The following is a 26,160-nucleotide window of genomic DNA, read 5'->3' as shown; positions in this document are numbered from 1 at the left end:
ATTGAAACCCTTTCGTATGGGGTCAATCCTGGACGCTATGGATGTCTCCGCCGTGGCGGCCCTGGACGCCGACGGCACACTGACGGGGTGGAGCGAGGGCGCCCGGCGACTGACCGGCTACCCGGCCGCGGAGGTCGTGGGACGGCCCGCGCGGGACCTGCTGGTCCACGCGGCGCCGCCCGGAGCCGTGGCCGTGCTGTCCGGCGTGGCCCTGATCCGCCACCGGGACGGCTCCACCCTGGCGCTGTCGCTGCGCGGATGCCCGCTGCTGGGCGCGGACGGCACGCCGGCCGGGTACACGGTGACGGCGGCCCCGGAGAACGGGCCGACGCCGGTGCTGGCCGGGGAGACCTTCCAGCAGGCGTCCCTGTCCATGTCCGTCCACGACACCCGGCAGCGGTACCTGCGGATCAACGACACCGCGCGGCGCATGCTGGGAATGCCCGAGGACGACCTGATCGGACGGCCGCTGCCGGAGGTCATGGCGGAGATCGACGCCGACGCGACCGGGTTCCTGAGCCATCTGCACCAGGTCACCCGGACCGGCCGGCCCCAGCGCTACGAGACGTACACGCCCGCCTCCTCCAGGCTCGGCGAGTTCGCCTGGACCATCGAGATGTGGCCGGTCCGCGACCTGTCCGGCGAGGTGGCCGCCGTGGCCGTGGCGGGGTTCGAGAGCACGGAGCAGCACCGGGCCCAGGAACGGCTGGCCCTGCTGAACGAGGCCGCGGCCGCGATCGGCACGAGCCTGGACGTGGTGCGCACCGCCGAGGAACTGGTCGGCGTCCTCGTGCCGCGGTTCGCCGACTTCGCCAGCGTGGACCTGCTCGACTGGGTCCTCGGCACCGACGAACCGCTCGCGGTGCCGGCCGAGGACGTCGTGCTGCGCCGGATAGCCCACCGACCCGCCGCCGAAGGGTTTCCCAGGATCTCCGTGCGCCTGGGCGACACCGACGTGTACCCGCCCTACTCCGCACCCGCGCGGGCGCTACGGGAGGGGCAACCGGTCCTCACCGGTCCGGGCGACCCGGACTTCGACCGGTGGATGCGGGTGCGCAACGAGCTGGCCCCCGCCAACCGGGCCTTCCGCGACCGCGTCAGCTCCACCATCGCGGTTCCCCTGCGGGCGCGCGGAACCACCATGGGCATCGCGACGGCGATGCGCATCGCACCCCGCAGACCGTTCGCCGCCGACGACGTCGTCCTCGCCGAGGAACTGGCCAGCCGGGCCGCCGTCTGCATCGACAACGCCCGCCGGTTCGCCCGCGAGCGCTCCACCGCGCTCGCCCTCCAGCACAGCCTCCTGCCCAGGGGCCTGCCCGGTCAGTCGGCCGTCGAGGTGGCCCACCGCTACCTGCCGTCCGGCTCGGCGGCCGGCATCGGCGGCGACTGGTTCGACGTGATCCCCCTGTCCGGCAGCCGGGTCGCCCTCGTCGTGGGCGACGTCGTCGGCCACGGCATCCCCTCCACGGCGACCATGGGCCGGCTGTGCACCGCCGTCCGCACCCTCGCCGACGTCGATCTGTCCCCCGACGAGCTCCTCACCCACCTCGACGACCTCGTCGGCCACCTCGCGGCCGACGACTACGGCGACGAGGTCGCCGAACTGGGCGCCACCTGCCTCTACGCCGTCTACGACCCCGTCTCCCGCCGCCTCACCCTGGCCACCGCAGGCCACCCCGCGCCGGCCCTCGTCCTTCCCGACGGCACCACCCGCATCGTCCCCGTGAGCGCCGGGCCGCCGCTCGGTGTCGGCGGACTGCCGTTCGAGGCGACCGAGGTGGTCCTGCCCGAGGGCTCCGTCGTCGCCCTGTACACCGACGGTCTCCTCGAGGACCGCGACCAAGACACCACGGAGCTGTGCCGCGCGCTGACCGCGCCCGCCGACTCGCTGGAGGCGCTGTGCGACGGCGTCATCAGGGCCGTGCGGCCGGTGGAACCCGGCGACGACGTGGCGCTGCTGCTGGCCCGCACCCGGGCGCTCGGCAGCGACCAGGTCGCCACCTGGGACGTCCAGCCGGACCCCGCGAACGTGGCCGCGATCCGGCAGGCCGCCACCGAGCGGCTGGCGGCCTGGGGCCTGGACGAGATCGCGTTCATCACCGAACTCGTCGTCAGCGAGCTGGTCACCAACGCGATCCGGTACGGCGCGCCGCCCGTCCAACTGCGACTCATCCGCGACAGCGCCCTGATCTGCGAGGTCTCCGACGGCAGCTCCACCTCGCCGCACCTGCGCCGGGCGCACGCCTTCGACGAGGGCGGCCGGGGACTGCTGCTGGTCGCCCAGCTCACCGAGCGGTGGGGCAGCCGCCAGACCGGCATCGGCAAGACCATCTGGGCCGAACAGCCGCTGCCGCCGCGGTAACCGCGGCTCCTTCCCGGCCTCGCGCGCCCGGCCGGTGCCGGGTACCGCCGTCAGAACTCCTCGTGCACCTCCGGGTCCCCGCCGATCCGCCGGTGCGGACGGTCGGCGACGGCGCGCAACTGGGCGTCGTCCAGGGTGAAGCCGAACACGTCGAGGTTCGCGCGCTGCCGTCCGGGGTCCGCCGACTTCGGGATCGGCACCGCGCCGAGCTGGGTGTGCCAGCGCAGCACCGCCTGGGCCGGCGTCACCCCGTGCGCCCCGGCGACGGCGGCGACGGCCGGGTCGTCCAGCAGGTCGCTGCCGCGGCCCAGCGGGCTCCAGCTCTCGGTGCGGATGCCCTTGCGCTCGTGGAAGGCGCGCAGCTCGTCCTGCGGGAGGAGCGGGTGCAGCTCGATCTGGTTCACGGAGGGCAGGACGCCCGTCTCCTTCTCCAGCCGCTCGATGTGCTCCGCCGTGAAGTTGGAGACGCCGATCGAGCGCACGAGACCGTCGTCGCGCAGCTTGATCATCGCCTTCCAGGAGTCGACGTACCGGTCCACCCGGGGCAGCGGCCAGTGGATCAGGTACAGGTCGACGTACTCCAGGCCCAGCCGGGCGCGGGACTCCTCGAACGAGGCGAGCGTCTCCTCGTAGCCGTGGTGCCGGCCGGGCAGCTTGGTCGTCACCACGATCTCCTCGCGGGGGACGCCGCTGCCGGCCACGCCCCGGCCGACGCCGGTCTCGTTGCGGTAGTTCGTGGCCGTGTCGATCAGGCGGTAGCCCGTCTCCAGTGCGTCGCGGACCGCCCGCTCGGCCTCGTCGTCCTTCATCGGCCAGGTTCCCAGGCCCAGGGCGGGGAGCGTGGTGCCGTCGTCGAGCGTGTGCGTCGGGATACTGATCACTGCCGGACCTTCCCTTGACTGTCGCGACCGTGTGCCGCCCCTCCAGCGTCACGGACGGGGTGGGCAATGATCAACCGGACGGGCGCGACGCGGGCGGCCGGGTGGGGCACCCCGCGGTCTCCCCCGTGTGCGACGGCGCCCTGTCGCCACGTCCGCCGAAGCTGCCACGATCTCTGCCGGGAGCCGCATCGGAACGACCGACCGACGGAGTGCGCATGACGAGTGACAGGCCCACGGCGGAATCCACGGCGACGCGGGACGCGGGGATCGAGGTGAGACCGGTCGCCGGGCACATCGGCGCCGAGATCGGCGGCGTCGACCTGGCCGCCGGTCTCGACGAGGCGCAGGTCGCCGCGATCCGCGCGGCGGTGCTGCGCTGGAAGGTGGTGTTCTTCCGCGGCCAGCGCCTCGACCACGCCGGACACGTCGCGTTCGCGCGCCGCTTCGGCGATCCGGTCGTCCTGCCCCGGCGCGGCAGGGCGTCACCCCCTCGGCACCCGGAGGTCGAGACGACGGCCGACCGGCTGGAGCTGGGCGGACGGTTCGGGATGGAGCACGAGGAGTGGCTGCACCGCCGGCGCCACACGCTGCTGCGCGGCTGGCACTGCGACCACGGCGCCCGCGTCGACCCGCCCGCCGCCACGATCCTGCGCGCCGAGACGGTCCCGCCCTACGGCGGGGACACGACCTGGGCGAACCTGGCCGCCGCCTACGCCGGACTGTCCGGCCCGGTCCGCGCCTTCGTCGACGGCCTGCGGGCCGAGCACCGGCTCGGGGTCGGCTACCAGCCCCGGCCGGGCGACGACGCCTACGTCCGGCACCTGCTGGACCACGGGACCGCGACCGTGCACCCGCTGGTCCGCGTCCACCCCGAGACGGGGGAGCGGGTGCTGTTCGTCAACGGCTACTACGTCGAGCAGATCGCCGGACTCTCCCGCCCGGAGAGCGCGGCGATCCTGGAGATGCTGCTGCAGCAGGCGACCCGGCCCGAGTACACGGTGCGCTTCCGCTGGGAGCCGGGCAGTATCGCCTTCTGGGACAACCGGGCCACCGTCCACCTCGCCCCCGGCGACAACGCCCACCTCGACCACCCCAGGATCATGCACCGCGTGATGCTGGCGGGTGAGGTGCCCGTCGGCGTGGACGGCGCCGCTTCGACGCCGCTCGCGGGCCCGGGACCGGGACGCTGGTGACCCGGGCGTCCGTCAGAGGAACGGGATCGTCACCTCGTCCTCGACCGGCGGGTCCACCTCCTGCGCCCGGTTGCCGGTGGCGGCGTAGCAGCGCAGCCGTACCGCGTCCGGGGCGACGTCCAGACGCAGGAAGCACTTGAAGAAGGGCGGGTCGTACGTCGCCGAGCCCGGCGAGAACAACTGCGTGTAGATCTTGCGCACGGGCAGCCGGAACCGCTTGCGGCGATCGGGGCGGCGCCCGGTGCCCAGCAGCCCGGCGACCAGCCGGGTGCGCCGGGTGACCCGTGCGGTGGGGCCCGGGGCGCGGGCCGGGCGGATGCCGAGGCGTTCGGCGATCACGGACGTCGCCTCGGCCTCCGTGAGCGTGAAGAAGCGCCGCAGCCGCAGCCGGCGCCCGTACAGCCCGCTGTAGAACGCGAGGGAGTCACCGCGCAGCGGATAGCAGCGGAAGTCGTCCTCGGTGACACCGGCCACCGAGACGCGGGGGATGGTGTGGGTGGCGTGCATGAAAGCACCGCCGCCGCCCGCGACCACGTACTGGACGGTGCGGCCGTCCACGTCGACCGGATAGCGCTGGTAGTTGTGGATGTCGCCGCCGATCGCCGCGACGTAGCGGTGGGCGGGGTCACGGACGATGTCGTCCACGGTGCCGCCGCCCTCGATGGCGCACGGGTGGTGCTCGCCGTCCACGTACAGGGGCGAGCCGGTGACGAGGATCTTCGGGCGCGGCCCCCGGGACACCTCGCGCAGCCAGGCGCCCTGCTCGGCGTCGAGCGTGCCCAGCAGTCCGGTGTCGATGCCGACGATCCGCACCGGGCCGGCGTCGATCGCCCAGTACGGGCCGGGCTGGACGGCCTGCTGGGCGGGCGCGGAGCGCATCGCGCGGGCCTCGTCCAGGTGCCGGCCGTCGTCCGGGCGGGGCCGGTGCCACAGCCGGGTCCGCAGCCAGGCCCCGGTGAGGGGGCGCGGGGCGGGCTCGGGCGGCAGCGGCGGGGCGTCGTCGCAGAAGACCCGCATGAAACCGCCGAGGTCCTCGTACCAGTCGTGGTTGCCGGGTATCGCGTAGACCGGCGCGGGATAGTACCGGTACGGGCGGAAGAACTTCGTGGCGTAGTCGTCGGCGCTGCCCACCGGGTAGATCACGTCGCTGGCGAGTACGGCGAACCGCGTGTCGCGGCCCTCCTTCAGCAGCCCCGGCACGACCGCGTACTGAGGGTCGTCGCCCTCCCCGGTGTCGCCGATGACCAGGAAGGAGAAGTGGTCCGGATCGTCGCGCCGGACGACCTTGTCGGCCGGTGCGCCGGCCGCCTCCCGCTGGGCGACCCAGCGGGCGCGGGTACGGCCCGTGGGGTCCCCGAACAGGGAGGCCAGCACGCCGTTGCGGGCCGCCCACAGCGTCTTCGGGCTCAGCCAGGACAGCTGCTCGGTGCGGGCCGGCATGAGGGCTCGGTAGGTACCGTGCTCGGCGGCGCCCCAGCCGGCGCCTTCGGCGGTATCACGTGAGGAGTCGGACACCGGGGAACGGTAACAACCGGCTGGACGGGGCGCGGAGCGGGGGAGCGGCGGCAACTTCCCGCCCGTTCCGGATCCTTGACGGCGTTTCGGTTCCGCGGCCGCGGCGGCAGTGTCTTCCCCCGGTACCGCGTCACCGGCCCGGGTGAGGGTTCCGGCGGCCGGCGCCGGTCACAGCGTCCGCCTCAGCAGAGCGAGCAGCTCGTCCCAGTGCCGCTCGGTCGCCTTCGCGTCGTACGCGGCGGTGTCGGCCTGCGTGTAGCCGTGGTGCGCCCCCGCGTAGACCTCGCAGCGATGGCGGACGCCCGCTTCGGTCAGGGCCGCCTCCAGGCGTGCTTGCTGCTCGGCGGGCATGCCCGGGTCCTGGTCGGCATGGGCGAAGTACAGCTCGGCGGTGACGTCCCCGGCCACCAGGTGCGGGCTCTGCGGCCCCTCGGTCGCCAGGTTCCCGCCGTGGAAGCCGGCCGCGGCGGCGACCCGGTCCGGGTGGGAGCCCGCGGTACGCAGGGCGAGCGCGGCGCCCATGCAGTAGCCGGTCACCCCCACCGGGCCGTCGGCGGCAGCCGCGGAGTCCGCGAGCCACCGCAGGTAGGCCCCCGCGTCCCGCACCGCCCGGTCCGGCGTCAGCGAGCGCATGACCGGGCCGAGGCGCTGGAAGATCTCCGGACGCGCACCCGGGTCGATGAAGTCGGGGAGCTCGACGACCGGCGCCCGCCCGTGCCGGTAGAACACGTTCGGCACCAGCACGGTGTAGCCCGCGCCGGCCAGCCGGTCGGCCATCTCCCTCAGCCGCGGCCGCAGCCCGAAGGCGTCCATGTAGAAGAGGACCGCGGGATACGCGCGCCCGTCGCCGGGACGGGCGAGGTACGCGTCGGCGGTTCCGTCGTCGGTGGGGATGTCGACGACGTCGCCCTCTACGGGGGTCATGGCGGGCTGCCTCTCGGTCGGGTACCGGCGTGCGGTCCGCCGGGCGGCGGCGGACCACGGTCATCGTGGCACGCCGCCCCCACGGGGCGCGGGGGGCACCCGTGGGGGCGGTGGCCGGCCCGCTACTCGAACCGCGTCGTGTCGCCGGCGCCCCGTCGCACGATCTCCGCCTCCCCGCCGGAGAAGTCGATCACCGTGGTCGGTTCGGTGCCGCACTCCCCGGAGTCGATCACCGCGTCCACCACGTGGTCGAGCCGGTCCTTGATCTCCCAGCCCTGCGTCAGCGGCTCCTCCTCGTCGGGCAGCAGCAGGGTGCTGGACAGCAGTGGTTCGCCGAGCTCGGCCAGCAGCGCCTGGGTGACGACGTGGTCGGGGATGCGCACGCCGACGGTCTTCTTCTTCGGATGCTGGAGCATGCGCGGCACCTCCCTCGTCGCGGGCAGGATGAAGGTGTAGCTGCCCGGGGTCGACGCCTTGATCGCCCGGAACACGTCGTTGTCGATCTGCACGAACTGGCCGAGCTGCGCGAAGTCCTGGCACACCAGGGTGAAGTGGTGCCGGTTGTCCAGGTGCCGGATCGAGCGGATGCGTTCGGTGCCGTCGCGGCTGCCCAGCCGGCAGCCCAGCGCGTAACAGGAGTCCGTCGGGTACGCGATCAGCGCGCCCGCGCGGACGCTGTCGGCGACCTGGGCGATGCTGCGCGGCTGGGGGTTGTCGGGGTGCACGTCGAAGTACTTCGCCATTCACCGAGCTTATGCCGAGCCGGCACCCGGGGCGGAGCGGACCCGGTCGACACCACGGCGACGCGCGGGCTCGGGGGACGCCGGTCGCGGACCCGCCCTGACCGGGTGGCTCAGCCGGACGGGTGGAGGGTGGCGCTGGCCACGACCGAGTTGTCGGCCGCGAGCAGGTGCACCTGGGTGACGGGTGCCGACCCGGCGGGGTAGTGGGCGACCCATTGGGCGTAGCCGGCGGTCACGGAGAAGGTGCCGATGGTGGCGGTGGAGCCGTCCGCCCGTTCGATCTGGCAGGTCAGGGTGCCGTGGAAGGCCGCTCGGGCGTGTGCGGGCAGGTCGTCGGCGTCCACCGACATGTACACCCAGTGCGGCGGCCCCGTGTAGGCGAAGACGCGTCCGACGTCCTGGCGGTGTGAGGTGAGGTCGGCGCTGAGCACCCGGTCGGGCCGGGCCGGGCCGTCGGTGGTCGGGGAGGACGCGGAGGTGACGCCGATCGCCCATCCGCCCAGGCCCAGCGCCGCGGCCGCCACACCCGACGCGAGGCCGAGGGCGAACCGCCGGCGCAGTGTCCGGCGACGGCGCTGGGGCGAGAGTCCGAGGCGCTGGAGCACGCGGGTCTCGAACCCCGCGGGCGGTTCGCGTCCGGGGATCAGGTGGTGCAGTCCGTCGGCCGTGCGCGCCAGTTCCCGGACGCCCTCCAGACAGGAAGGACAGCGTTGCAGGTGGGCCAGGGCCGCGGCGCGTTCCCGGGCGGGCAGTACTCCCAGTGCCACCTCGGCGGCGACCTCCCGCAGCCGGGGGCACACGAAGGTGTCGTCGCCGGTCATGATCTCGTGTCCTGCCTGTGCGTCAGGGCGTCGCGCAGCTTGGCCAGCGCCGTCCTGATCCGGGTCTTGGCGGTGCCGAGGGGGACCTGCTCCAGTTCCGCCACCTGCCGCGCGGTCATCCCGTAGACGCCGGCCATGACGATGGCGCGGGCCTGGCCCGTCGGCAGCTCCGCGATCGCCCGCCGCAGCTCGGCCGACTCCTCGTCGGCCACCGCATGCCGTTCGGGGGTGTCGGTGATCGCGTCCATCAGCGGTGCCATCCGGGTGGGGTCCACGGGGACGGCCCTGCGGGAGCGCACGGCGTCGACGGCCAGGTTGTGTGCGATGGCCGTCAGCCAGGTGCGGACCGAGCCGCGGCGCGAGTCGTAGACCTGGGCGTGGCGCCAGGCCTGCTCGAAGGTCTGCTGGGCCACGTCCTCCGCGATCTGGACGTCGCCGGTGACCGTCATGGCCACCCCGAAGACCTTGTGCTGGAACCGGCGGACGAACGCCACCGCGAACTCGGGGTCGCCGGTCGTCAGCCCCGCCAGCAGCGCGTCGTCGGGCATCCGCTCCAGAGAAAGCCCCAAAGGGTGCATATCTTCAATACGTAGCATCCTCGTGGAGGGATTGTCCGAGCCCCGGCTCGGGCGGCGCCGGTTCCACGTCCTTGCGGTGGCAGGGCAGCAGCGCGTCGAACGCCGCGGCGAGGGAGTCGATCCCGGGCCGGGCGGCGGGGTCCGGTTCCAGGCACGCGTCGATCGCCGTGGCGAGCGCCCGCGGCAGGCGGCGCCGGGCGCCCACGGGTGCGGCCCTGCCCTCCAGCTGCGGGTAGCGGTGCTGTCGGCCGCCGGTGTCGCCGGGGCCCGCGGACGCCGAGGGCGCGCGGGGGCCACCGGACGGCTCCCCGTCCGTCGCCGTGGAGGTGACCTCGGGGAACGGGAGGTCGCCGGTGGCGGCCTCGTACAGGGTGATGCCCACGCCCCACACGTCCGCGGCCGCGGACAGGTCGCCGCCGCGTGCCTGCTCCGGCGAGAGGTAGCAGCGGGTGCCGATGCCGGCGGGCGCGGGACCCGGCGGGCGGGCCACGCTGAGGTCGAGGAGCTTGGCACGCCGGCAGTCGATGATCACGTTCGAGGGCTTCACGTCCAGGTGCAGCAGGTCCCGGCCGTGCAGGTAGTGCAGTGCGGAGCACAGGTGCAGGCCCAGGAACGCCACGTCGGGGGCGGCGAGCCGGCGCCGCAGGCGCTCGATGAGGTGGGTGACGGTCTCGCCGGCCAGGGTCTCCAGGACGACGAGGGGCTCGGGCGCCTCGACGGTCTCGTACGCGCGGACCAGATGCGGGTGGCTGAAGGACTGCAGCCAGCGGCCCTCGCTCAGGAGCCGTTCGCGCAGGTGCGGTTCCTGCCGCCGGTCCGGCCGCAGCGTCTTCACCAGGCAGCGGCAGTCCCGCTCGTGACTCCAGGCGTCGTACACGTCGAGCCAGCCGGTCCGGGTCAGGTGGGCCAGGACCTCGTAACCGGCCGCCGGTACCGCTCCCGGCGGCAGGGGCGGGGCCGGCCCGGTGGACCGGTGCCGGGGGACGGCTCGCGGCGCGGGGAGGCCGGGCGAACTCATGGGAAGGCCTCGAACGCGGAAGCCGAGGCAGCGGGGTCGGCAGCGGCGTGGAGCCGGTGCAGCCGGGCGTAGGCCTTTCCGCTCAGCAGCAGGTCGGGATGCGTTCCCTGCTCGACGACCCGGCCGTGGTCCAGTACCAGGATCCAGGTGGCGTCGCGGACCGTGAGCAGGTTGTGGGAGATGACGATCGTGGTGCGTCCGGCCATCAGCCGGCGCAATGGCTCCATGACCCGCCGGCCCGACTCGGCGTCCAGGCCGGTGGTCGGCTCGTCCAGGAGGAGCACGGGCGCGTCGCGGATCATGGCCCGGGCTATCGCCAGGCGCTGGCGCTGGCCTCCGGACAGCAGGTTGCCGCGCTGGCCCACGACGGTGTCGTAACCCTCCGGCAGGGCGGTGACGAAGTCGTGCGCGTCCGCCGCGCGGGCCGCCGCGACGACCTCCCGCTCACTCGCGTCCGGACGGCCGTAGAGGATGTTCTCGCGCACCGTGCCGTGCAGGACGAGCGTCTCCTGGAGCACCACGGCCACGTTGTCGCGGACCTCGGCGAGGCCCAGGGTCCTCAGATCCGTGCCGTCCAGCCGGACGGCGCCGCGATCGGGGTCGTAGAAGCGCAGCAGGAGTTTGGCGACGGTGGACTTGCCCGCGCCACTGGGCCCGACCAGCGCCACGGTCTGCCCGGGCTCCACCCGCAACGACACGTCGCTCAGCGCGGCCCGGTCGGTCTCCGGATAGGTGAAGCCGACGCCGTCGAGCTCCACCTGCCCGCGAGCGCGCCCGAGCGGGACGGGGGTCGGGAGCTCGTTCACCTGAGGGCGCTGGTCGAGCAGCTCGACGATGCGCTCCGCGGCGGCGGCGGCCGCGTAGAAGGTGCTGGTCAGATGGGACATGCCCCGGATCGGGCTGTAGAGCTTGCTCAGCAGGGCCAGGAAGACCAGCAGCTCACCCAGGGTGAGACGGCCACGGGCCAGTTGCCAGGTGCCCAGGCCCATCACCAGCAGGGCCCCGCTCAGTTCGACCAGGTCGACCAGCGGCCCGAAGACGGCACGGATCCTGGTCGAGGTCATGGTGGCGCGGTACCGCCCGACGATCTCGCGCTGGAACCTGCCCTGCTCCCACTTCTGGCGGTTGTACGCCTGCACCAGGGCGATGTTGCCCAGCACCTCCTCGGCGACCGCGCTGACCGAACCGCTGCGCCGCCGGCGCTCCCGGGAGGCGGCCTTCACCAGACGGGAGAAGTACCGGGCCGCGGAATAGAAGAGCGGCACGATGACGAGGGCGAACAGCGTCAGGTCCCAGCTCAGGTAGAAGAGCATGCCCAGGAAGATGCAGAGCCGCACCAGGTACCACAGTGCCTCGGCCACGCCCGAGAGCAGGAACGTCTCGACCGCGTCGACGTCGCCCGTGATCCGGGCCAGTACGTCGCCGAGCCGGCGCCTTTCGAAGAAGCCGAGCGAGAGACGCTGCACGTGGCGGAAGACGTCCGCCCGCAGCGCGAGGAGGAACCGCTCACCGACCCAGGTGGAGGTCACGTCGTCGGCGAACGACAGGATGCCGGAAGCGAGGCTGAGTCCGACGTAGGCCAGGGCGATCGGCAGGAAGGCGCTGAGGTCGCGCTGGACGAGCACCTCGTCCACGACCACCTTGAACAGCCAGATCTCGGCCGCGTCGATGGCGGGGCCCACGATGCAGAACGCCACGAGCGGCAGCAGCCACTTCCGTCCGCCGTGCGTGTACGGCCAGAACCGGCGGAAGATCTGTCGCACCGGCAGGGCCGGTGCGGCGGCGACGACCTGTTCGCTCTCCGGCTCGGCCACGGTGAGCAGCCGTCGCAGCCCCGAGAGCCGGGCGACGCCGCGAACGGCATGACGGCGGAGGTTCACGGAACCACGTCACCGGACGTCGGCCCCCGGCGACCGGAGGGTCGCGCCCACCGGCCGCCGAAGGGAAACGACGACGTCACTTGCGCATGCCGGTGCTGGAGGTACGGCGACGGTTTTTGCGCTGGTGGGACGTCCTCCCCTTCCCAGTAGTGGTGTGGTTCCTGCCCTTGGAGTGCCTCTTGGCGGGTGCCAGGTGGCTGAAGAGCGACATGGTCTTTCCCTTCTTGGCGGACGGTTCACTAGGACATACGTGTCATCTCGCTCGGGGGATGGCGGTTCGGCAAGATTTTATCCGTACGGGAGCCCGGCACCCGCGCGCTCCGTGCCGCGGGCGGGCATGCGGTAACGTCCCCGGCCAGGGCCGAAGGCGGGGCGACGGACGAGGAGCAGGCCGACGTGGCGGGCCGCGAGGACGGGACACGGCAGCGGGAGACGAGGGCCGGCGGGCACGCGGGGTGGGCGGAGGAACTGCTCGACCACCTGAGACCCGCCGGACGCGACGTAGGCAGAGTCGTGACCTGGCTGGCCCGAGCCGTGGACGCCTCCGTGACGCTGCGGGACGGCACCGGCGGCCTCCTGGCCGGGACCCGTACTCCGCTGGACGAGTACCTGGTCGCGGACATCACCGCCGGCCGGATCGCCTCCGCCGCCCTCGAGGACCGGGGCCGCCACCTGCGCCTGGTCCGGGTGGAGCGGGCGCACCCGGCACCGGCCGCCGTCCTCGCGGTGGCCCGTGACGCCCCCTTCGACCGGCGGGCCGCCGACATCGTCACGCACACCGCCCAGGTGGTCGGGCTCCTGCTGGCGGAACACGAGTCCGGCCTCGCCGGACGACGGCTGCGGCGGGCCACATCCGACCTGCGCCTGGCCATCCTGCAACTGCTGATGGTCGAGGACGCCGTCTCCGCGCGCCGCGTGGCCGCCGGCCTCTGGCCCGGCCTCCTGGACACCGACACGGCGTGCGTCTACGTCGTGGAGAGCGTCCCCGAGGAACGCGACCGCCTCGCCGAGGAGTGCCTGTCGGCGACGGGGGAGCGGGCCCTCGTGGTGCGCTGCCCCGCCATGGACGGGCACGTCATCGTCCTGACGCCCCGCGACGCGTCCGGCGAGGCGCTGCGGTCGCTCGTCGGGCGCACCCCCGGCGTCTTCCTCGGCGGCAGCGCGCGGCAGAGCCTCGCCCGCACCGCCGTCGCCTACGGGCAGGCCGTGAGTGCCCTGGCGGTGGCCCGGTTCCGTCCCGGGAAGGCGGCCGTCTACGCCGAGCGGACCCGCCCCGAGCGCCTCATGGACCCGGCCGCCCTGTGGGGGTGGACGGCCCGCGTACTGCGCCCGCTGGACGGGCTTCCGCACCACACCCGCGCCGAACTGCTCGCCACCACCCGGCTCGGCCTGGAGTTCACCGCCGTGAACACGGCCAAGGTCCTCGGGGTCAGCCGCAACACGGTCCGTGCCCGCATGGACCGGGTCGAGGGCCTGCTGCGCACCGACTTCGCCGACCTGACCGTCCGCGCCACCGTCCACCTCGCCCTGAACGCCCAGGCCGCCCTCGACGCGGGCCCCGGCGGCAACACGGCCGGACCGGGCCGCGCGGGCCTCGACGACCTGCTGGCCGGGCCCGCGCTGCGCACCTGGGCCGGCGACCTGCTCGGCCGGCTGGAGCCGGACCCCCGGAACGTGCGGCGCACCCTGCGCGCCTGGATCGCCGCCGGCGGCAACGCCGAACGCGCCGCCCGGGAGCTCGGCGTCCACGCCCAGACCGTGCGGGAGCACGTCCGCAGCGCGGAACCCGTCCTGGAACGCCAGCTGCTCGCCGCCGGCAGCGACCTCTACGAGGTGGTGCTGGCCCATCTGGCGGTGGGAGAACTCGACCGGCCGTGCCTGCACGGGACGAAACCGGGCCATCCGGACTCACCTGTGCACGGGTGAGTCCGGACGGCCCGGCAGCGGGCACCGAGACGATTCACAACCGGCCATCGGTCCACGTAGGTTCGACGAGCCGCGGGGGCACGACCGGAACGGGGGACCGGTCGCGCTCCCTGCGGCCGTTCGATCTCCCACCCGGCCGCGCGCCCGGTCAGCCGTGCGGCAGGATCACCGCACGGCCGTTCACCAGACCCGAGTGCAGCCGCTCGTAGGCGAGCGGGGCGTCGTCCAGGGAGTACGTCTCGGTGTGCACCGAGACGGCGCCCGAACGGGCCAGGTTCAGCACCTCGATCAGCTCGCTCCGGCTGCCCCAGTAGGGGGCGTTGACCGACACCTCGAAGGGCAGCACGCCGAAGCCGACGGGGAGCGATCCGCCGCCGATGCCGACCAGCGTGACGTCGCCCTCGACGGCAGCGACGGCGCCGGCGGTCCGCACGGTCGGCGCCACACCGACGAAGTCGAACACGGCCTCGGCGCCGAGACCTCCGGTGAGCTCGCGCACCGCGTCCGCGGCCTTGGCGTCGGACAGCACCGCCTCGTGCGCGCCCACCTCACGGGCGAGGCGCAGCTTGTCCTCGCTGACGTCGAGGGCGACGACCCGTGCGGACGTCAGGGCGCGCAGCAGTTGGATGGCGACGTGGCCGAGGCCGCCGGTGCCGATGACCACCGCCGTCGAGCCGGGGACCAGCTTGGGCAGCGACCGCTTGATCGCGTGGTACGGCGTCAGCCCGGCGTCCGTCAGCGGCACCGCCGCGACCGGGTCGAGTCCGTCCAGCGGGACCAGGTGCCGCGGGTCGTCGATGAGCAGGTACTCGGCCATCGAGCCGGGCCGGCCTAGGCCCGGCGGGCGGATGCCCAGCTCGTCGGCGCGCAGGCAGTAGTTCTCCTTGCCCTCCGCGCACTTGGCGCAGGTGCCGCAGCCCCAGGGGCCGTACACGGCGACCGCGTCGCCCTCCGCGAGGCCCGTCACGCCGGCGCCCAGCGCGGCGACCGTGCCGACGCCCTCGTGACCGAGGGTGAGCGGCAGCTCGTACGGGAAACCCTCGGCGGGCCAGCTCATCACCGCGATGTCGGAGTGGCAGACCCCGGCGGCGGTGACCTTCAGCAGCACCTGGCCGGGACCGGGCTCGGGGTCGGGGACGGTGACCACCGCGGGCGGCGCCCCGATGGTGCGGTATTGCAGTGCGTTCACGGCCGGACTCCTTTGCTCTGCCCCCGTGATGTCTCCCGGTGTGCGGGACGGATCAGACGGCGGTGTAGGCGCCGTCCACCAGGTGGTAGCCGCCGGCGACGAAGGACGCCCGGTCCGACAGCAGGAAGGCGATCAGCTCGGCGACCTCCTCGGAGCGCCCGAGACGGCCGGCCGGGTGCAGCGCGACCAGGCCGTTGTACGCGGCCTCGTCCATGGTCCTCAGCAGCGGGGTGTCGATGAAGCCGGGGCCGACCGCGTTGACGCGGATGCCCTTGGCGGAGTACTCGGCGGCGGCGGTCTTGGTCAGGCCGACCACGCCGTGCTTGGCGGCGACGTAGGCGGGGGAGCCGGCGAAGCCGACCGAGCCGAGGATGGAGGCGACGTTGACGATGGCACCCCGGCCGGCCGCCTCCATGACGGGCAGCTCGTAGCGCATCGAGTAGAAGACGCCGTCCAGGTTGGTGCGCACGACGCGCTGGTAGGCCTCGACGTCGTACGCGCCGGTCGGGGCGCTCGGACCGCCGATGCCGGCGTTGTTCACGGCGAGGTCCAGGCCGCCGAAGGTGTCGACGGCGAAGCGGACGGCGGCCTCGACGGACTCCGGGAGGGTCACGTCCAGCGCGACGGCGGCGGCCCGGATGCCCTCCGCCGTCAGTTCGGCGGCGGCCTTCTCGGCGCCCTCGGCGTTGTGATCGGCGATGACGACGTTCGCCCCGCCGGCGCCCAGGCGGCGGGCGGTGGCCAGGCCGATGCCGGAGGCGGCACCGGTGACGAGGGCGGTGCGGCCGGCGAACTCGGCGACGTCGGCGGCGGGGGTGGTGCCAGTGGTGCTCATGGTGCTCTCACTCTTCGGTGGTGCTGTCGGGGACCGCGGTCGCGGCCTCCGAGGTCAGGGCGTCGTAGGCCCGCTCCACGAGGGCGGCGAGGTCTGCGGCTCCCGGGTCCTCGCCGGCGCCGCGCGCCCACAGGCGCAGGGCGGCCACGAGGACTCCGGCGGCGGCGTCGACGATCGCGGCCGGGCGCACGTCCCGGGCGCCGTCGGTGCCGAGCCGGCCGGCGACGATGCGGATCGACTCCTCCTGGGCGTCGACGCGGATGCGCTGGTAGGCGGCGAACAGGTCGGGCTCGCCGTCCACCAGGGACAGCAGCCGGCGCATCCGCGGACGCACGTGCCAGGCCGGGTCGTCCCGGTCGGCCAGCCAGTCGCGCACCGCCCTGCGATAGGCGAGCAGCGGCGGCTCGCCTACCGGGCGGCGGCGCAGCATCGCGTTGATGCGGTCGCCGTCGCGACGGACGAAGTCGAGTGCGGCGTCCTCCTTGCCGGCGAAGTGGCGGCTGAACGTGCGGCGTGTGACGTCCGCCCGCTCGGCGATGGCCTCCACCGTGGTCGCCGCCAGGCCCTGTTCCAGGATCAGGTCGCAGGCGGCGGCGGCCAGCGCGGCGCGGGTCTGCCGCGCCTTGCGCTGCCGTCGGTCCTCGGGGGCGGGGGAGGGCTTCGCTGCCGTCATGCCTCCGAGCGTACACCCGGAAATGTCCCAGTGGGACATGTAGCCCATTGGGACATGACTGGTCCGTGGGGTCCGGTTCCGCGGCGCCGTGTGCCCCGGCAGGCCCCGGGTACCCGGGGCCGGATCCCGGAACGAACCGATCGAGGAGGAGGCCCGGATGGCCAGCGGCACGGAGACCGGCGGCGTGACCGGCACGCAGGACAAGGACTACAACCTCATCTGGTACGTCGAGTCGTGCCTGAGCAACGCGCTGCGCCTGGAGACGTACATCCAGGACGCCGAGCGCGACAAGGACACCGAGGTCGCGGAGCTGTTCCGCAAGGCACAGGCGGACAGCCGCAAGGGAGCCGAACTGGGCAAGGAGTTGTTGCGCGCCCGCCTGGACGGCGGCTGACGGCGACCCGCCCGCCCCACCGGGCCCGGACACCGGCACGACCCGGTGACCGGGCCCTCTGCGGGCCCCGGACCGGCGCGCGGGGTGCGGCCCTCGCCCTGTCGCACCGGCCCGCACGACAGCGGTCGGCGAAGCTGCGCAAACTGGGGTGTGACGGCCACCGTGCGCCCGGGTACCCGGGCCGCCCATGTGCGCGGCCGACGGCCGCCTCGCAGCTCAGGGCCGCGTCCCACGGCGGCCACGAGTCGAAGGAGCCCACGAACATGACGGACGTATCGAGCCAGGGGCCGGCCCCGGGCGACGACCGGAAGGTGCTCACCAACCGGCAGGGACACCCCGTCTACGACAACCAGAACCAGCGCACGGTCGGCGCACGCGGCCCCGCCACGCTGGAGAACTACCAGTTCCTGGAGAAGATCAGCCACTTCGACCGGGAGCGCATCCCCGAGCGCGTCGTGCACGCCCGCGGGGTGACCGCGTACGGGTACTTCGAGGCCTACGGAGCCTGGGGCGACGAGCCCATCGACCGCTACACGCGGGCCAAGCTGTTCCAGGAGCGGGGCAGGCGCACGGACCTGGCGGTGCGCTTCTCCACGGTCATCGGCGGGCGCGACTCCGCCGAGACGGCCCGCGACCCCCGCGGCTTCGCGGTGAAGTTCTACACCGAGGACGGCAACTGGGACCTCGTCGGCAACAACCTGGGCGTCTTCTTCATCCGGGACGCGATCAAGTTCCCGGACGTCATCCACGCCCTCAAGCCGGACCCGGTGACCTTCGAACAGCAGCCGCGGCGCATCTTCGACTTCATGTCGCAGACACCCGAGTGCATGCACATGCTGGTCAACCTGTTCAGCCCGCGCGGCATCCCGGCGGACTACCGCCACCAGCAGGGCTTCGGCGTCAACACCTACAAGTGGGTCAACGCGACGGGCGAGACCAAGCTCGTCAAGTACCACTGGATGCCCAAGCAGGGCGTGCGCAGCATGACCGAGGAGGACGCCGCCAACGTCCAGGCGAACAGCCTCGGCCACGCGACGAAGGACCTCTACGACGCCGTGACGCGCGGCGACTACCCCGAGTGGGAGCTGCTCGTCCAGATGATGGACGACCACGACCACCCGGAGCTCGACTTCGATCCGCTCGACGACACCAAGACCTGGCCGGAGCAGGACTTCCCGCCCAAGCCGGTCGGCCGGATGGTGCTCGACCGGATGCCGGAGAACTACTTCGCCGAGAACGAGCAGATCTCGTTCGGCACCGGCGTCCTCGTGGACGGGCTGGACTTCTCCGACGACAAGATGCTGGTCGGCCGCACCTTCTCCTACAGCGACACCCAGCGCTACCGGGTCGGCCCGAACTACCTTCAGCTCCCCGTCAACCAGGCCAAGAACGCGCAGGTGCGCACCAACCAGCGCGACGGCCTGATGGCGTTCGACCAGGACGGGGGCGGCGACAACCCCCTCGTCAACTACGAGCCGTCGATCATGGGCGGTCTCCGCGAGGCGCAGTACCCGACCCACGACGAGCAGGGACCGGAGATCAGCGGCCGGCTCACCCGCAAGCGCATCCCGCGCACCAACGACTACCAGCAGGCCGGCCAGCGCTATCTGCTGCTGGAGGACTGGGAGCGCGACGACCTGGTGACGAACTTCGTCAACCTGCTCTCCCAGTGCGACCGGCCCGTGCAGGAGCGCATGGTGTGGCACTTCCTTCTGGTCGAGAACGACCTCGGCCTGCGGGTCGGCGAGGGCATCGGCATCAGCCCGCAGGACGTGCGGCACCTGGAACCGCTGGCGAGCCAGACCCTCACCGACGAGGACCGCGAACGCCTGGCCAACCTCGGCAAGAACCCGCCGCGCGACGTGGAGGGCCTGACCATGACCCACTGCGTCCCCGACGAGCGGCACGTCGTGACCCGCTGACGACAGCCGCGGTCGCTCCGCTACCCGGCGAGGGCCGACCGCGCGGCCGCCACGGCCTGCTCCGCGTAGCCGCGCCCGAACAGCACGGCGTGCACCAGCAGCGGGAAGAGCTGGTGCACGCCGACGCGGCCGGCCCAGCCGTCGGCGAGCGGCACCGCCTGCTGGTAGCCCTCCACGATCCGCTCCAGGTGCGGGCAGCCGAACAGGCGCAGCATCGCCAGATCGGTCTCACGGTGCCCGCCGTGCGCGGCCGGATCGATCAGCCGGACATGACCGTCGGCACCCCACAGCACGTTGCCGTTCCACAGGTCGCCGTGCAGGCGCGCGGGCGGCTCGGCGGGCCCGGCCAGCCCGGGCAGCCGCTCGCACACCCGCTCCACGTCGGCCGCCTCGGCGCCGCGCACCGTGCCCGCGTCGACCGCGCGCCGCAGATACGGCAGTACCCGGTGCTCGGCGTACCACCGCGGCCAGGCGTCCGCCGTGACGTTGCGCATCGGGGCGAGCCCGATGTACGCCTCCACTGGTCCGCCGGGCGGCGGGGACCCGAACGCGGGTGCCCCGGCCGCGTGCAGGGCCGCCAGATCCCGGCCGAACCGGGCCGCCGCCGCCCAGCTCGGCGGCCCCTGCACGACCCGGTCGGTGACCAGCCAGTGCGCGTCGTCGCCGTGCACCGAAGGGACCCGGACGGCGCCCGCCCCGGCCAGCCAGCGCAGCCCCGCGGCCTCGGCCCGGGCCGCCCCGGCGCCCTCCCCGCGCTTGACCACGACCGTGCGTCCGTCGTCGAGGTCGACCTCGGCGAGCGTCCCGGACAACCGGCGCTCACCCCTGACCGTCCGGCCGGTGAGCCGGGCCGCGACGGCCGACGGCGAGGGTGCGCAGGACATGGCGGTCAGACTACGGCCGGGGCGCCGCCGACCTGGTGAAAAACGCTCACGGCGTCGATCGAACACCCCGGGAGCGGGGGAGCAGTGGGACTATGACCAGTTCAGCATTCCATCGCACCATCGTCCTGCCGGCCCCTGTGTGCGAACAGGCCGCACAGCATCTCGAGCACGCGGTCCAGAAGGCCATCGACGGCGCCGCGACCCCTTGGCGCGCCTTCCGCGGTGCCGACGGCGACGACTTCGCGTTCTCCGTCCCGGTGGTCGAGCAGGCCGCCGGCTGTCTGCTGGTGCTGGCCGCCGAGAGCGCCCAGAGCCTGCGCCCCTCCGCCCTGCGCGCCCTGATCACGGTGGCCCTGCACCTGCGGGACGCCGCCGAGGCCGTACGGCGCCCCCATCTCTCCGGTGGAGCCTGGTGAACGAGGCCGCGGGCCGGCGTGCCGGGCCGCGGGGCGGGTCAGGTGCCGACGAGGCGCAGCATGCCCCACAGGGCCACGGTCGAGGCGGCCAGCGTGGCCGGGACGGTGAGCAGACCGAGCCGGGTGAACAGGCCGAGGTCCGCCTCGACGCCGTGCCGGTGCAGTACCCGCCGCCACAGCAGGGTGGCGAGCGAGCCGATGTAGGTCAGGTTGGGGCCCAGGTTCACGCCGATCAGCACGGCGAGGACGGGGCCCGGTCCGGCGGGCGCGGTCAGGGGCAGCAGCGCGAGGACGGCCGGCAGGTTGTTGATGACGTTGGCCAGCACCGCGGCCAGCGTCGCCACGCCGAGCAGCGCCGTCAGCGAGTGCCCCGCGGGCAGCAGGTGCCCGAGCCCCGTGGCCAGGCCGCTCGACACCACACCCTGCACCACGACGCCGAGGGCCAGCACGAACAGGCAGAACAGCGGGGAGGCCGCGCCCACCAGCTCCCGGGGGGTGACATGGCGCCGGGACAGCGCCCGCACCCCGAGCACCAGGACCCCGGCCAGCGCCGCCCACGCGGGGTCCAGTCCGGCCGGCGAGGCCACCGCGAACCCGGCCAGGGTCAGGGCCAGCACGACGACCGTGAACCGGGGCACGGCGGGCGCCGGGGCCGGGACACGCGGCGCACCGTCCGGACCGGCCCCGGGTCCCGGCGGCCCCGCGGCGGGAGCGGCGGCCGGAGCGGGGAGGGGCGCGGGCACCTCCAGATCGGCGCGGAAGAAGCGGCGGAACACGGCGTACTCGACGGCGATCGCGGCCAGCCAGGGCAGCGACATCAGCAGCGCGAAGCGGGTGAAGCTCAGGCCGCTGGCCGTGAACGCCAGCAGATTGGTCAGGTTCGAGACCGGCAGCAGCAGGGACGCCGAGTTCGCCAGGTGTGCCGTGGCGTACACGTGCGGGCGTGCCCGGGCACCCGAGCGGGCCGCGGTGGCGAGAACCACGGGGGTGAGCAGGACCACGGTGGCGTCCAGGCTGAGCACGGCCGTGACCACGGAGGCCACCACGAACACCCCCGTCAGCAGCCGTCGCGGACTGTCGCCGCACCGGCGGGCCACCGCGGCGCCGACGGCCTCGAAGAGGCCCTCCTTCGCGCACAGGTACGCCAGCATCAGCACCAGGGCGAGGAAGCCGACGACCGGCAGCAGCGTGCGCGTCTGCTGCCAGGCCTCGTGCGGCGTCACCGTGCCCAGCACCACGGCCAGCGCGGCGGCGGGTACGGCGGCCGCGGCCTCCGGCAGGCCCCGCGGGCGCAGCACGGCGAAGGCCAGGACGGCGAGCAGCAGGGCGGCCGAAAGGGCCTCGGGGGCGAGGGCGGTACTCAGGGGTTCTCCTCCACACCAGAGACCGGGCGGGCACCCGGTGATCGGCAGGCTCCCAGGATGGCACCCGCGGGCAGGGGGCGGTCACGCCCGGTCGCCCATGTCCGGTCGGTCTGGGGCCGGCCGGATGCGGGCTGGTCGGGCACGCCGGACCGGACGGGCGGTGCCGGATGGGCCGGGCTGGAAGGGGCCGGGTTGGACGGGGCGGGGCTGGATGGAGCCGGGGCGGATGTGTCCGAGGCCACGCCGTGGACGAGAGCCGGGCCATGTCCCGCGCGGTGCGCCGCGGGCTACGGTTTTCGCGGGCTTCCCGTCCCGGGACCCCGCGTCCTGTCCCCACGACGAGCAGTTCGGACGGTCCGGCAGTGCAAGCAGATCTCTCCCCCGTGATCGCGGCGACCACCCAGTGGCTCACGAGCGCCTATCCGGCGTCCGGCGGCGCGCTGGCCTCCGCCCTGTGCGAGGCGCAGGCCCGGCAGGCCGTGACGGTCGCGGCCCGGCTGCGCTACCCCACCCCGATGGACGCTGCCCTGATGACCATGTCGGGTCCGGGCGGTTCGGCCCGCCTCGACTGGATCACCGGCGCGGACGGCACGCCGGCCGCCGACACGGACGAGTACGCGTGGCGGACCTGGGTGGACGAGGTGGTGACCAGCTGGGCGGCCTGTCTGCTGACCGACCCGGAACTGGCCGCCCTGGCCGTGGCGGCGCTCTCCGAGGCCGGTCCCGCCGCGGGGACGCCGGTGGAGTTCCGCCGCCTGCTCGCGCCCGACGCGAGCGACCGGCGGGCGGCGGCGCTGCTGCGCCACCCCGACCTGCTCGCCTCCGTGGCGGAACTGCACCTGGACCAGCTCGTCGACAGGCTCGGCCCGGGGCAGGCACTGGTCGCCTGACCGGCGCCGGCGGGCGGGCGATGCCTGCGGCGGCCCGCGCGGGTTCGGTGGGGTGCGTCCCCAGTTGCGGGCAGTCGTGCCGCCCCCAGTGCCTGGACGGCCTGGGAGGTACCCCCAGGGCGGCACGGGTGGGCGGTGGGGGTCCCTCCCGCTCGAGCGAAGCCGAGAGTGGGGGGAGGCACCCCGTTGCGCCGGGCCACGCGACCGACCCCCGCCCCCGGGCGCCGAGACAACGCCCGCCCCGCCCCGCAGGGTCAGGCGGCGGTCCCCAGCGCCGCCCGCGTCGCCGCCTCCGGCGCCGCGGGGGGATCCACCGGCACCGCCTCCGCAGGCCTACGGGCACACAGTGCGTACCCCGCCCCGATACTGCCGGCGATGATCAGGCCGCCCGCGATCAGCGCGCCCCGCGCCCCGGCCAGCTCCATCAGCAGGCCGAGCGCCGGCGGCCCGCCGAGGCTCCACACCGTGCCGACGCTGCCCCACACGCCGAGCACACGGCCCCGCAGGTGCGGCGGCGGGTCGGTCTGCAGGACCGCCGTTCCCGCGGTGTCGGAGACGGACTCCACCACCGCCATCGGCAGCACCATCACCAGCAGCACGGCCAGCGACGGTGACAGCCCCGCCACCACCTGCAGCAGACCGCCCGCGGCCGCCAGCGCGCCCACGACCCGTACCGAGGGCCGGCGCAGCCGGGCACCCAGGACCGCGCCGACGATGCCGCCGGCCGCCAGGACGGTGGAGACCGTGCCGAACGAGCCGGCGCCGCCCGCGAGCGGACCGGTGACGAGCACGGCCAGGGTGAGCTGGTAGTTGCGCCCGAAGACGGCGCTGACGCCGGTCACGCCGGCCAGCGCGAGCAGCCGAGGACGGCGTGCGAAGAAGGCCAGACCTTCCCGCACGCTCATGGCGCCGTCCGTGGCACGCCGGCCGCGCACCGCCGCCCCGGCCGTCCGGACCGCCCCGCGGGCGGGCCGGAGGAAGGGGATGACCGACGCCACGAAGAGGAACGACAGCCCGTTCGCCGCGTAGGCGGCCGCCGTGCCGAGGAAGCCGACCGTCACGCCGGCGAGCGCGGCGCCCGTGAGGCGGCCCGACTGGTGCACCAGCGCGCCCACCCCGAGCGCGGACGGAATGTCCTCGGGCGGGACCAGGTCGTTGCCCAGCAGGGAGCACGCCGGGCCGTCGACGGTGGCGACGACGCCGGTGACGGCGGCCAGCACCATCAGCGAGGTGAGGTCGAGGCGGTCCAGCGCCACCAGGAGGGCCGTCGTGAAGGCCACGGCGCCGAGCAGCGTCTGACTGACCGCGGCGGTCAGTTTCCGCGGCCAGCGGTCCACGGCCGCGCCGCCGAACACGCTGATCAGCAGCGCGGGCGCGGCCTGCACCGACATGGACAGGCCCGTCGCGGCGGCAGACCCGGTGATCTGCAGGACCAGCAGGTTCTGCACCGTGAGCTGCATCCACGTGCCGGCGTTCGACACGAAGTTCGCGACGGACCACCAGCGCATGCTGCGGTACCGCAGGGAACGCCACGGCGAGCGGGAGCCGGCCTCCGAAGGGACCGGTGCGGAGGGCCGGGCAGGCGCCGGCGGAGCGGGGGCGGAAGAGGAAGACACAGTGCGCCACTCGAAGGCGGGTCGTAGGACCCGTAGGGACAGGAACACGGGAGTGAGGACGCCGGCTGCGTTGCGCGGCCACTCCGACGAGCCGGGAGACGGCGCCGACCATCGTGGCAGAAGGGGTGGCCGAGTCGGTGCCGGCCGGCCCCGCGACGCCGGTCCGCCGGACGGCAAGTGGCCTGCCGCTTGGTGGAATTGGCGCCAAACGTGTGGTTGATCACAGGGGCCGGACCGTGCGGAGGAGACGTCCCGGCGCCCGTGGCGTCCGCCACAGCCGCCGTCCCGGGTCCCGGGGGACGTTCGCACGCTGCCCGCCCGGCGGCAGTCGTCGGAGTATGAAAGCGACTCGGTGGGGCACCCGGGGCACGCTCGTCACGCGGTCCGCCGGCGCAGCGCGGAGGAAGGACGGTCTCCTCATGATGCCGATGGCGACGTTCACCACGTACGACAGGGCCCGCGCGCCATGGAACCGGGCCCTGGTGACCGGCGGCGCGGGCTTCCTGGGTTCCCACCTGTGCACCCGCCTGCTCGATTCGGGCGTCGAAGTCGACTGCCTCGACAACCTCTCCACGGGACGGGCCGAGAAGGTGGCCCATCTGGCCGGCCGCCCGGGCTTCCGCTTCCTGGAGCGGGACATCTCCGAGCCCGGCTGCGCCGAGGTCCTCGAGGGCCCCTACGACCTGGTCCTGCATCTGGCCGGCCCCGCGTCCGCCGCGGCCTGGCCGGACCGGCCCGTCGAGCTGCTCGACGCCGGCAGCCTCGGCACCCGGGTCGCGCTGGGCCTCGCGGCCCGGGACGGCGCCCGGTTCCTGCTCGCCTCCTCGCCGCCGTTCCCGCCGTCCGGCCGGGACGCCGATCCGGTCGGCCCGCACGGCGCCCGGGCCGAGGCAGTCCGGTTCGCCGAGGCCCTGGTAGCGGCGCATGCGGGGGCCCACGGCGCCAACGCCGGGATCGTGCGGCTCTTCGAGGGCTACGGGCCCGGCATGCGGACCGATGACGGCGGAATGCCGGCCGCCTTCATCGAGCAGGCGCTGGCCGGCCGGCCGGTCACCGTCGACGGGGACGGCAGCCTCACGCACCCCCTGTGCTACGTCGACGACATGGTCGACGGTGTGCTGCTGATCGCGGCCGGCCGCTCGGTACGGCCCGTGGACCTCGGCGGCGACGAGGAGCCGGCGGCCGTGGAGATCGCGCGGCGCGTGATTGGCCTGACCGGCTCCGGCTCGCCGCTCGTCTTCGTCGCCCCGCCGGGCGACCGGCCCCTGCCGCCCCGCCCGGTCACCGGCTTCGCCCGCGAGATCTTCGGCTGGCTGCCGGGCGTGAGCTGGCAGGACGGTCTGGAGCGCACCGTCGCCGCCTTCCGGGACCGGCCCGAACCGGCGCCGACGGTGACGGGGGAGCCCAGGGAGCCCGCGGGGGAGTGGTGAGCGTCGCGAAGGGGCCCGCCACCGGCGGGCCCCTTCCTCCATGACGCGACGCGTTCGTCAGCCGGACTTGCCCCGCCCCGTCAGGGCGTCCCGCACCCGGTCGACCATGCCCGCGCCCGGGGCCATCAGCTTGTTCATCGGCGGCCTGTCCGGGCTGGACGGATGCGGCCGCGTCGGCGCCGTCTTCTTCGCCTGCCGCACCTTGTCGCCCAACTGGTCCAGGGCCCCGGCCGGGCACGCCTCGCGGAGCCTGGGGAAGAGGTTTCCCTCCTCGTCGGCGACATGGGAACGGATCTCGCTCATGAGCTTGCCGATCAACCGGTCGAACTGCGGGTCGTCCGCCTCGCAGCCCTCCAGGTCCTTCATGATCTGCTCGGCCTCGGCGTGGTCCTCGAGCTCCTTGTCGGCGAGCGCGCCGCCGTTCGCCACGTGCTCGCGAACGGCCGGGTAGAGGTACGCCTCCTCCGCCACCGAATGCCGGACCAGCTCGATCGTCACCTGGTCGGCGTACAGCTTGCGGTCCTTGTGACCGGCCGGCAGCGCCTCGATCTTCCCGAAGAGCTCCTCGACCTCGCGGTGATCGGTCGTCAGCTCGTCGATGACGTTCCCACCGTGTCCCATGTTCCACCTCCAGTCGGATCGTGACGGCTGCGGGACCGCCCCGCCACGTGCGCCGGGTCCCCTCGCACCCGCCCGGCTAACG

General features: G+C 74.1%; 23 protein-coding genes. 8 read left to right on the top strand and 15 right to left on the bottom strand.

Translation table 11 applies throughout. The annotated features are described in order from the left end of the window. Positions 1 to 37: 37 nt before the first annotated feature. Entirely contained in the window at positions 38 to 2,365 is a 2,328-nt protein-coding gene (locus AC0VYN_RS19825) for a SpoIIE family protein phosphatase (RefSeq protein ID WP_475532022.1), read from the top strand. 50 nt (positions 2,366 to 2,415) lie between these two features. Here AC0VYN_RS19825 and AC0VYN_RS19820 read toward each other — a convergent pair whose 3' ends face one another. Beyond that, entirely contained in the window at positions 2,416 to 3,246 is an 831-nt protein-coding gene (locus AC0VYN_RS19820) for an aldo/keto reductase (RefSeq protein ID WP_385458474.1), read from the bottom strand. A 215-nt stretch (positions 3,247 to 3,461) separates the two neighbouring features. Between AC0VYN_RS19820 and AC0VYN_RS19815 the strand changes: the two genes are divergently transcribed. After that, the gene (locus AC0VYN_RS19815) at positions 3,462 to 4,439 is read left to right on the top strand and encodes a TauD/TfdA dioxygenase family protein (RefSeq protein WP_475532021.1); all 978 of its coding nucleotides are present in this window, start codon (positions 3,462 to 3,464) and stop codon (positions 4,437 to 4,439) included. Between the two features lie 12 nt (positions 4,440 to 4,451). Here AC0VYN_RS19815 and AC0VYN_RS19810 read toward each other — a convergent pair whose 3' ends face one another. From AC0VYN_RS19810 to AC0VYN_RS19780, 7 genes are all read right to left on the bottom strand, one after another. Further along, positions 4,452 to 5,954: a metallophosphoesterase family protein gene (locus AC0VYN_RS19810; RefSeq protein ID WP_475532020.1), complete on the bottom strand. Its 1,503-nt coding sequence runs from the start codon at positions 5,952 to 5,954 to the stop codon at positions 4,452 to 4,454. 168 nt (positions 5,955 to 6,122) lie between these two features. Next, complete coding sequence (locus tag AC0VYN_RS19805; protein ID WP_475532019.1) at positions 6,123 to 6,878, bottom strand: dienelactone hydrolase family protein; 756 nt, start codon at positions 6,876 to 6,878, stop codon at positions 6,123 to 6,125. Positions 6,879 to 7,000: 122 nt separating this feature from the next. Then, entirely contained in the window at positions 7,001 to 7,621 is a 621-nt protein-coding gene (locus AC0VYN_RS19800) for an L-threonylcarbamoyladenylate synthase (RefSeq protein WP_475532018.1), read from the bottom strand. 110 nt (positions 7,622 to 7,731) lie between these two features. Next, positions 7,732 to 8,442, bottom strand: a complete 711-nt coding sequence (locus AC0VYN_RS19795) for a hypothetical protein (protein WP_475532017.1) — start codon at positions 8,440 to 8,442, stop codon at positions 7,732 to 7,734. Continuing rightward, positions 8,439 to 8,990, bottom strand: a complete 552-nt coding sequence (locus AC0VYN_RS19790; protein WP_475532016.1) for an RNA polymerase sigma factor — start codon at positions 8,988 to 8,990, stop codon at positions 8,439 to 8,441. The genes AC0VYN_RS19795 and AC0VYN_RS19790 overlap by 4 nt, the downstream gene beginning before the upstream one ends. A 34-nt stretch (positions 8,991 to 9,024) precedes the next feature. Beyond that, positions 9,025 to 10,038, bottom strand: coding sequence for a serine/threonine-protein kinase (locus AC0VYN_RS19785; RefSeq protein WP_475532015.1), 1,014 nt, complete (start codon positions 10,036 to 10,038; stop codon positions 9,025 to 9,027). Further along, positions 10,035 to 11,918, bottom strand: coding sequence for an ABC transporter ATP-binding protein (locus AC0VYN_RS19780; RefSeq protein WP_475532014.1), 1,884 nt, complete (start codon positions 11,916 to 11,918; stop codon positions 10,035 to 10,037). The genes AC0VYN_RS19785 and AC0VYN_RS19780 overlap by 4 nt, the downstream gene beginning before the upstream one ends. A 396-nt stretch (positions 11,919 to 12,314) precedes the next feature. Here AC0VYN_RS19780 and AC0VYN_RS19775 point away from each other — a divergent pair, with 396 nt between their 5' ends. Continuing rightward, positions 12,315 to 13,844: a helix-turn-helix domain-containing protein gene (locus AC0VYN_RS19775; RefSeq protein ID WP_475532013.1), complete on the top strand. Its 1,530-nt coding sequence runs from the start codon at positions 12,315 to 12,317 to the stop codon at positions 13,842 to 13,844. Between the two features lie 148 nt (positions 13,845 to 13,992). On the opposite strand, the gene AC0VYN_RS19770 is transcribed toward AC0VYN_RS19775, so the two are convergent. From AC0VYN_RS19770 to AC0VYN_RS19760, 3 genes are read right to left on the bottom strand one after another with little or no spacing between them, the layout of a single operon-like run. Beyond that, positions 13,993 to 15,033: an NAD(P)-dependent alcohol dehydrogenase gene (locus AC0VYN_RS19770; RefSeq protein WP_475532012.1), complete on the bottom strand. Its 1,041-nt coding sequence runs from the start codon at positions 15,031 to 15,033 to the stop codon at positions 13,993 to 13,995. Between the two features lie 52 nt (positions 15,034 to 15,085). Then, a complete protein-coding gene (locus AC0VYN_RS19765) occupies positions 15,086 to 15,868 on the bottom strand; it encodes an SDR family NAD(P)-dependent oxidoreductase (protein ID WP_475532011.1) in 783 nt (260 codons plus the stop codon). Between the two features lie 7 nt (positions 15,869 to 15,875). Then, positions 15,876 to 16,541: a TetR/AcrR family transcriptional regulator gene (locus tag AC0VYN_RS19760; RefSeq protein WP_475532010.1), complete on the bottom strand. Its 666-nt coding sequence runs from the start codon at positions 16,539 to 16,541 to the stop codon at positions 15,876 to 15,878. Between the two features lie 157 nt (positions 16,542 to 16,698). On the opposite strand from AC0VYN_RS19760, the gene AC0VYN_RS19755 reads away from it, so the two are divergent. Then, a complete protein-coding gene (locus tag AC0VYN_RS19755) occupies positions 16,699 to 16,935 on the top strand; it encodes a hypothetical protein (RefSeq protein ID WP_475532009.1) in 237 nt (78 codons plus the stop codon). Between the two features lie 263 nt (positions 16,936 to 17,198). After that, positions 17,199 to 18,857, top strand: a complete 1,659-nt coding sequence (locus AC0VYN_RS19750) for a catalase (protein ID WP_475532008.1) — start codon at positions 17,199 to 17,201, stop codon at positions 18,855 to 18,857. A gap of 20 nt (positions 18,858 to 18,877) precedes the next feature. Here the strand turns inward: AC0VYN_RS19750 and AC0VYN_RS19745 are convergent, their stop codons facing one another. Next, complete coding sequence (locus AC0VYN_RS19745; RefSeq protein ID WP_475532007.1) at positions 18,878 to 19,741, bottom strand: fructosamine kinase family protein; 864 nt, start codon at positions 19,739 to 19,741, stop codon at positions 18,878 to 18,880. A gap of 92 nt (positions 19,742 to 19,833) precedes the next feature. Between AC0VYN_RS19745 and AC0VYN_RS19740 the strand changes: the two genes are divergently transcribed. Next, positions 19,834 to 20,157, top strand: a complete 324-nt coding sequence (locus AC0VYN_RS19740; RefSeq protein ID WP_385458503.1) for a hypothetical protein — start codon at positions 19,834 to 19,836, stop codon at positions 20,155 to 20,157. A 38-nt stretch (positions 20,158 to 20,195) separates the two neighbouring features. Here the strand turns inward: AC0VYN_RS19740 and AC0VYN_RS19735 are convergent, their stop codons facing one another. After that, positions 20,196 to 21,521, bottom strand: a complete 1,326-nt coding sequence (locus AC0VYN_RS19735; RefSeq protein ID WP_475536935.1) for an SLC13 family permease — start codon at positions 21,519 to 21,521, stop codon at positions 20,196 to 20,198. A 362-nt stretch (positions 21,522 to 21,883) separates the two neighbouring features. On the opposite strand from AC0VYN_RS19735, the gene AC0VYN_RS19730 reads away from it, so the two are divergent. Continuing rightward, positions 21,884 to 22,411: a hypothetical protein gene (locus tag AC0VYN_RS19730; protein WP_475532006.1), complete on the top strand. Its 528-nt coding sequence runs from the start codon at positions 21,884 to 21,886 to the stop codon at positions 22,409 to 22,411. Positions 22,412 to 22,665: 254 nt separating this feature from the next. Here AC0VYN_RS19730 and AC0VYN_RS19725 read toward each other — a convergent pair whose 3' ends face one another. Further along, a complete protein-coding gene (locus AC0VYN_RS19725; RefSeq protein ID WP_475532005.1) occupies positions 22,666 to 24,027 on the bottom strand; it encodes an MFS transporter in 1,362 nt (453 codons plus the stop codon). Positions 24,028 to 24,446: 419 nt separating this feature from the next. Between AC0VYN_RS19725 and AC0VYN_RS19720 the strand changes: the two genes are divergently transcribed. After that, entirely contained in the window at positions 24,447 to 25,457 is a 1,011-nt protein-coding gene (locus AC0VYN_RS19720) for an NAD-dependent epimerase/dehydratase family protein (RefSeq protein WP_475532004.1), read from the top strand. A gap of 57 nt (positions 25,458 to 25,514) precedes the next feature. Here the strand turns inward: AC0VYN_RS19720 and AC0VYN_RS19715 are convergent, their stop codons facing one another. Continuing rightward, on the bottom strand, positions 25,515 to 26,078 hold the full coding sequence (locus AC0VYN_RS19715; RefSeq protein WP_475532003.1) for a hemerythrin domain-containing protein: 564 nt from the start codon (positions 26,076 to 26,078) through the stop codon (positions 25,515 to 25,517). Positions 26,079 to 26,160: the final 82 nt, after the last annotated feature.

The organism is Streptomyces sp. 63XJN7_1_ISO-PGPR-S23-121 (assembly GCF_056173025.1).
The sequence above is the reverse complement of the archived record's forward strand: the minus strand, read 5'-3'. Positions and strand labels throughout refer to the sequence as shown.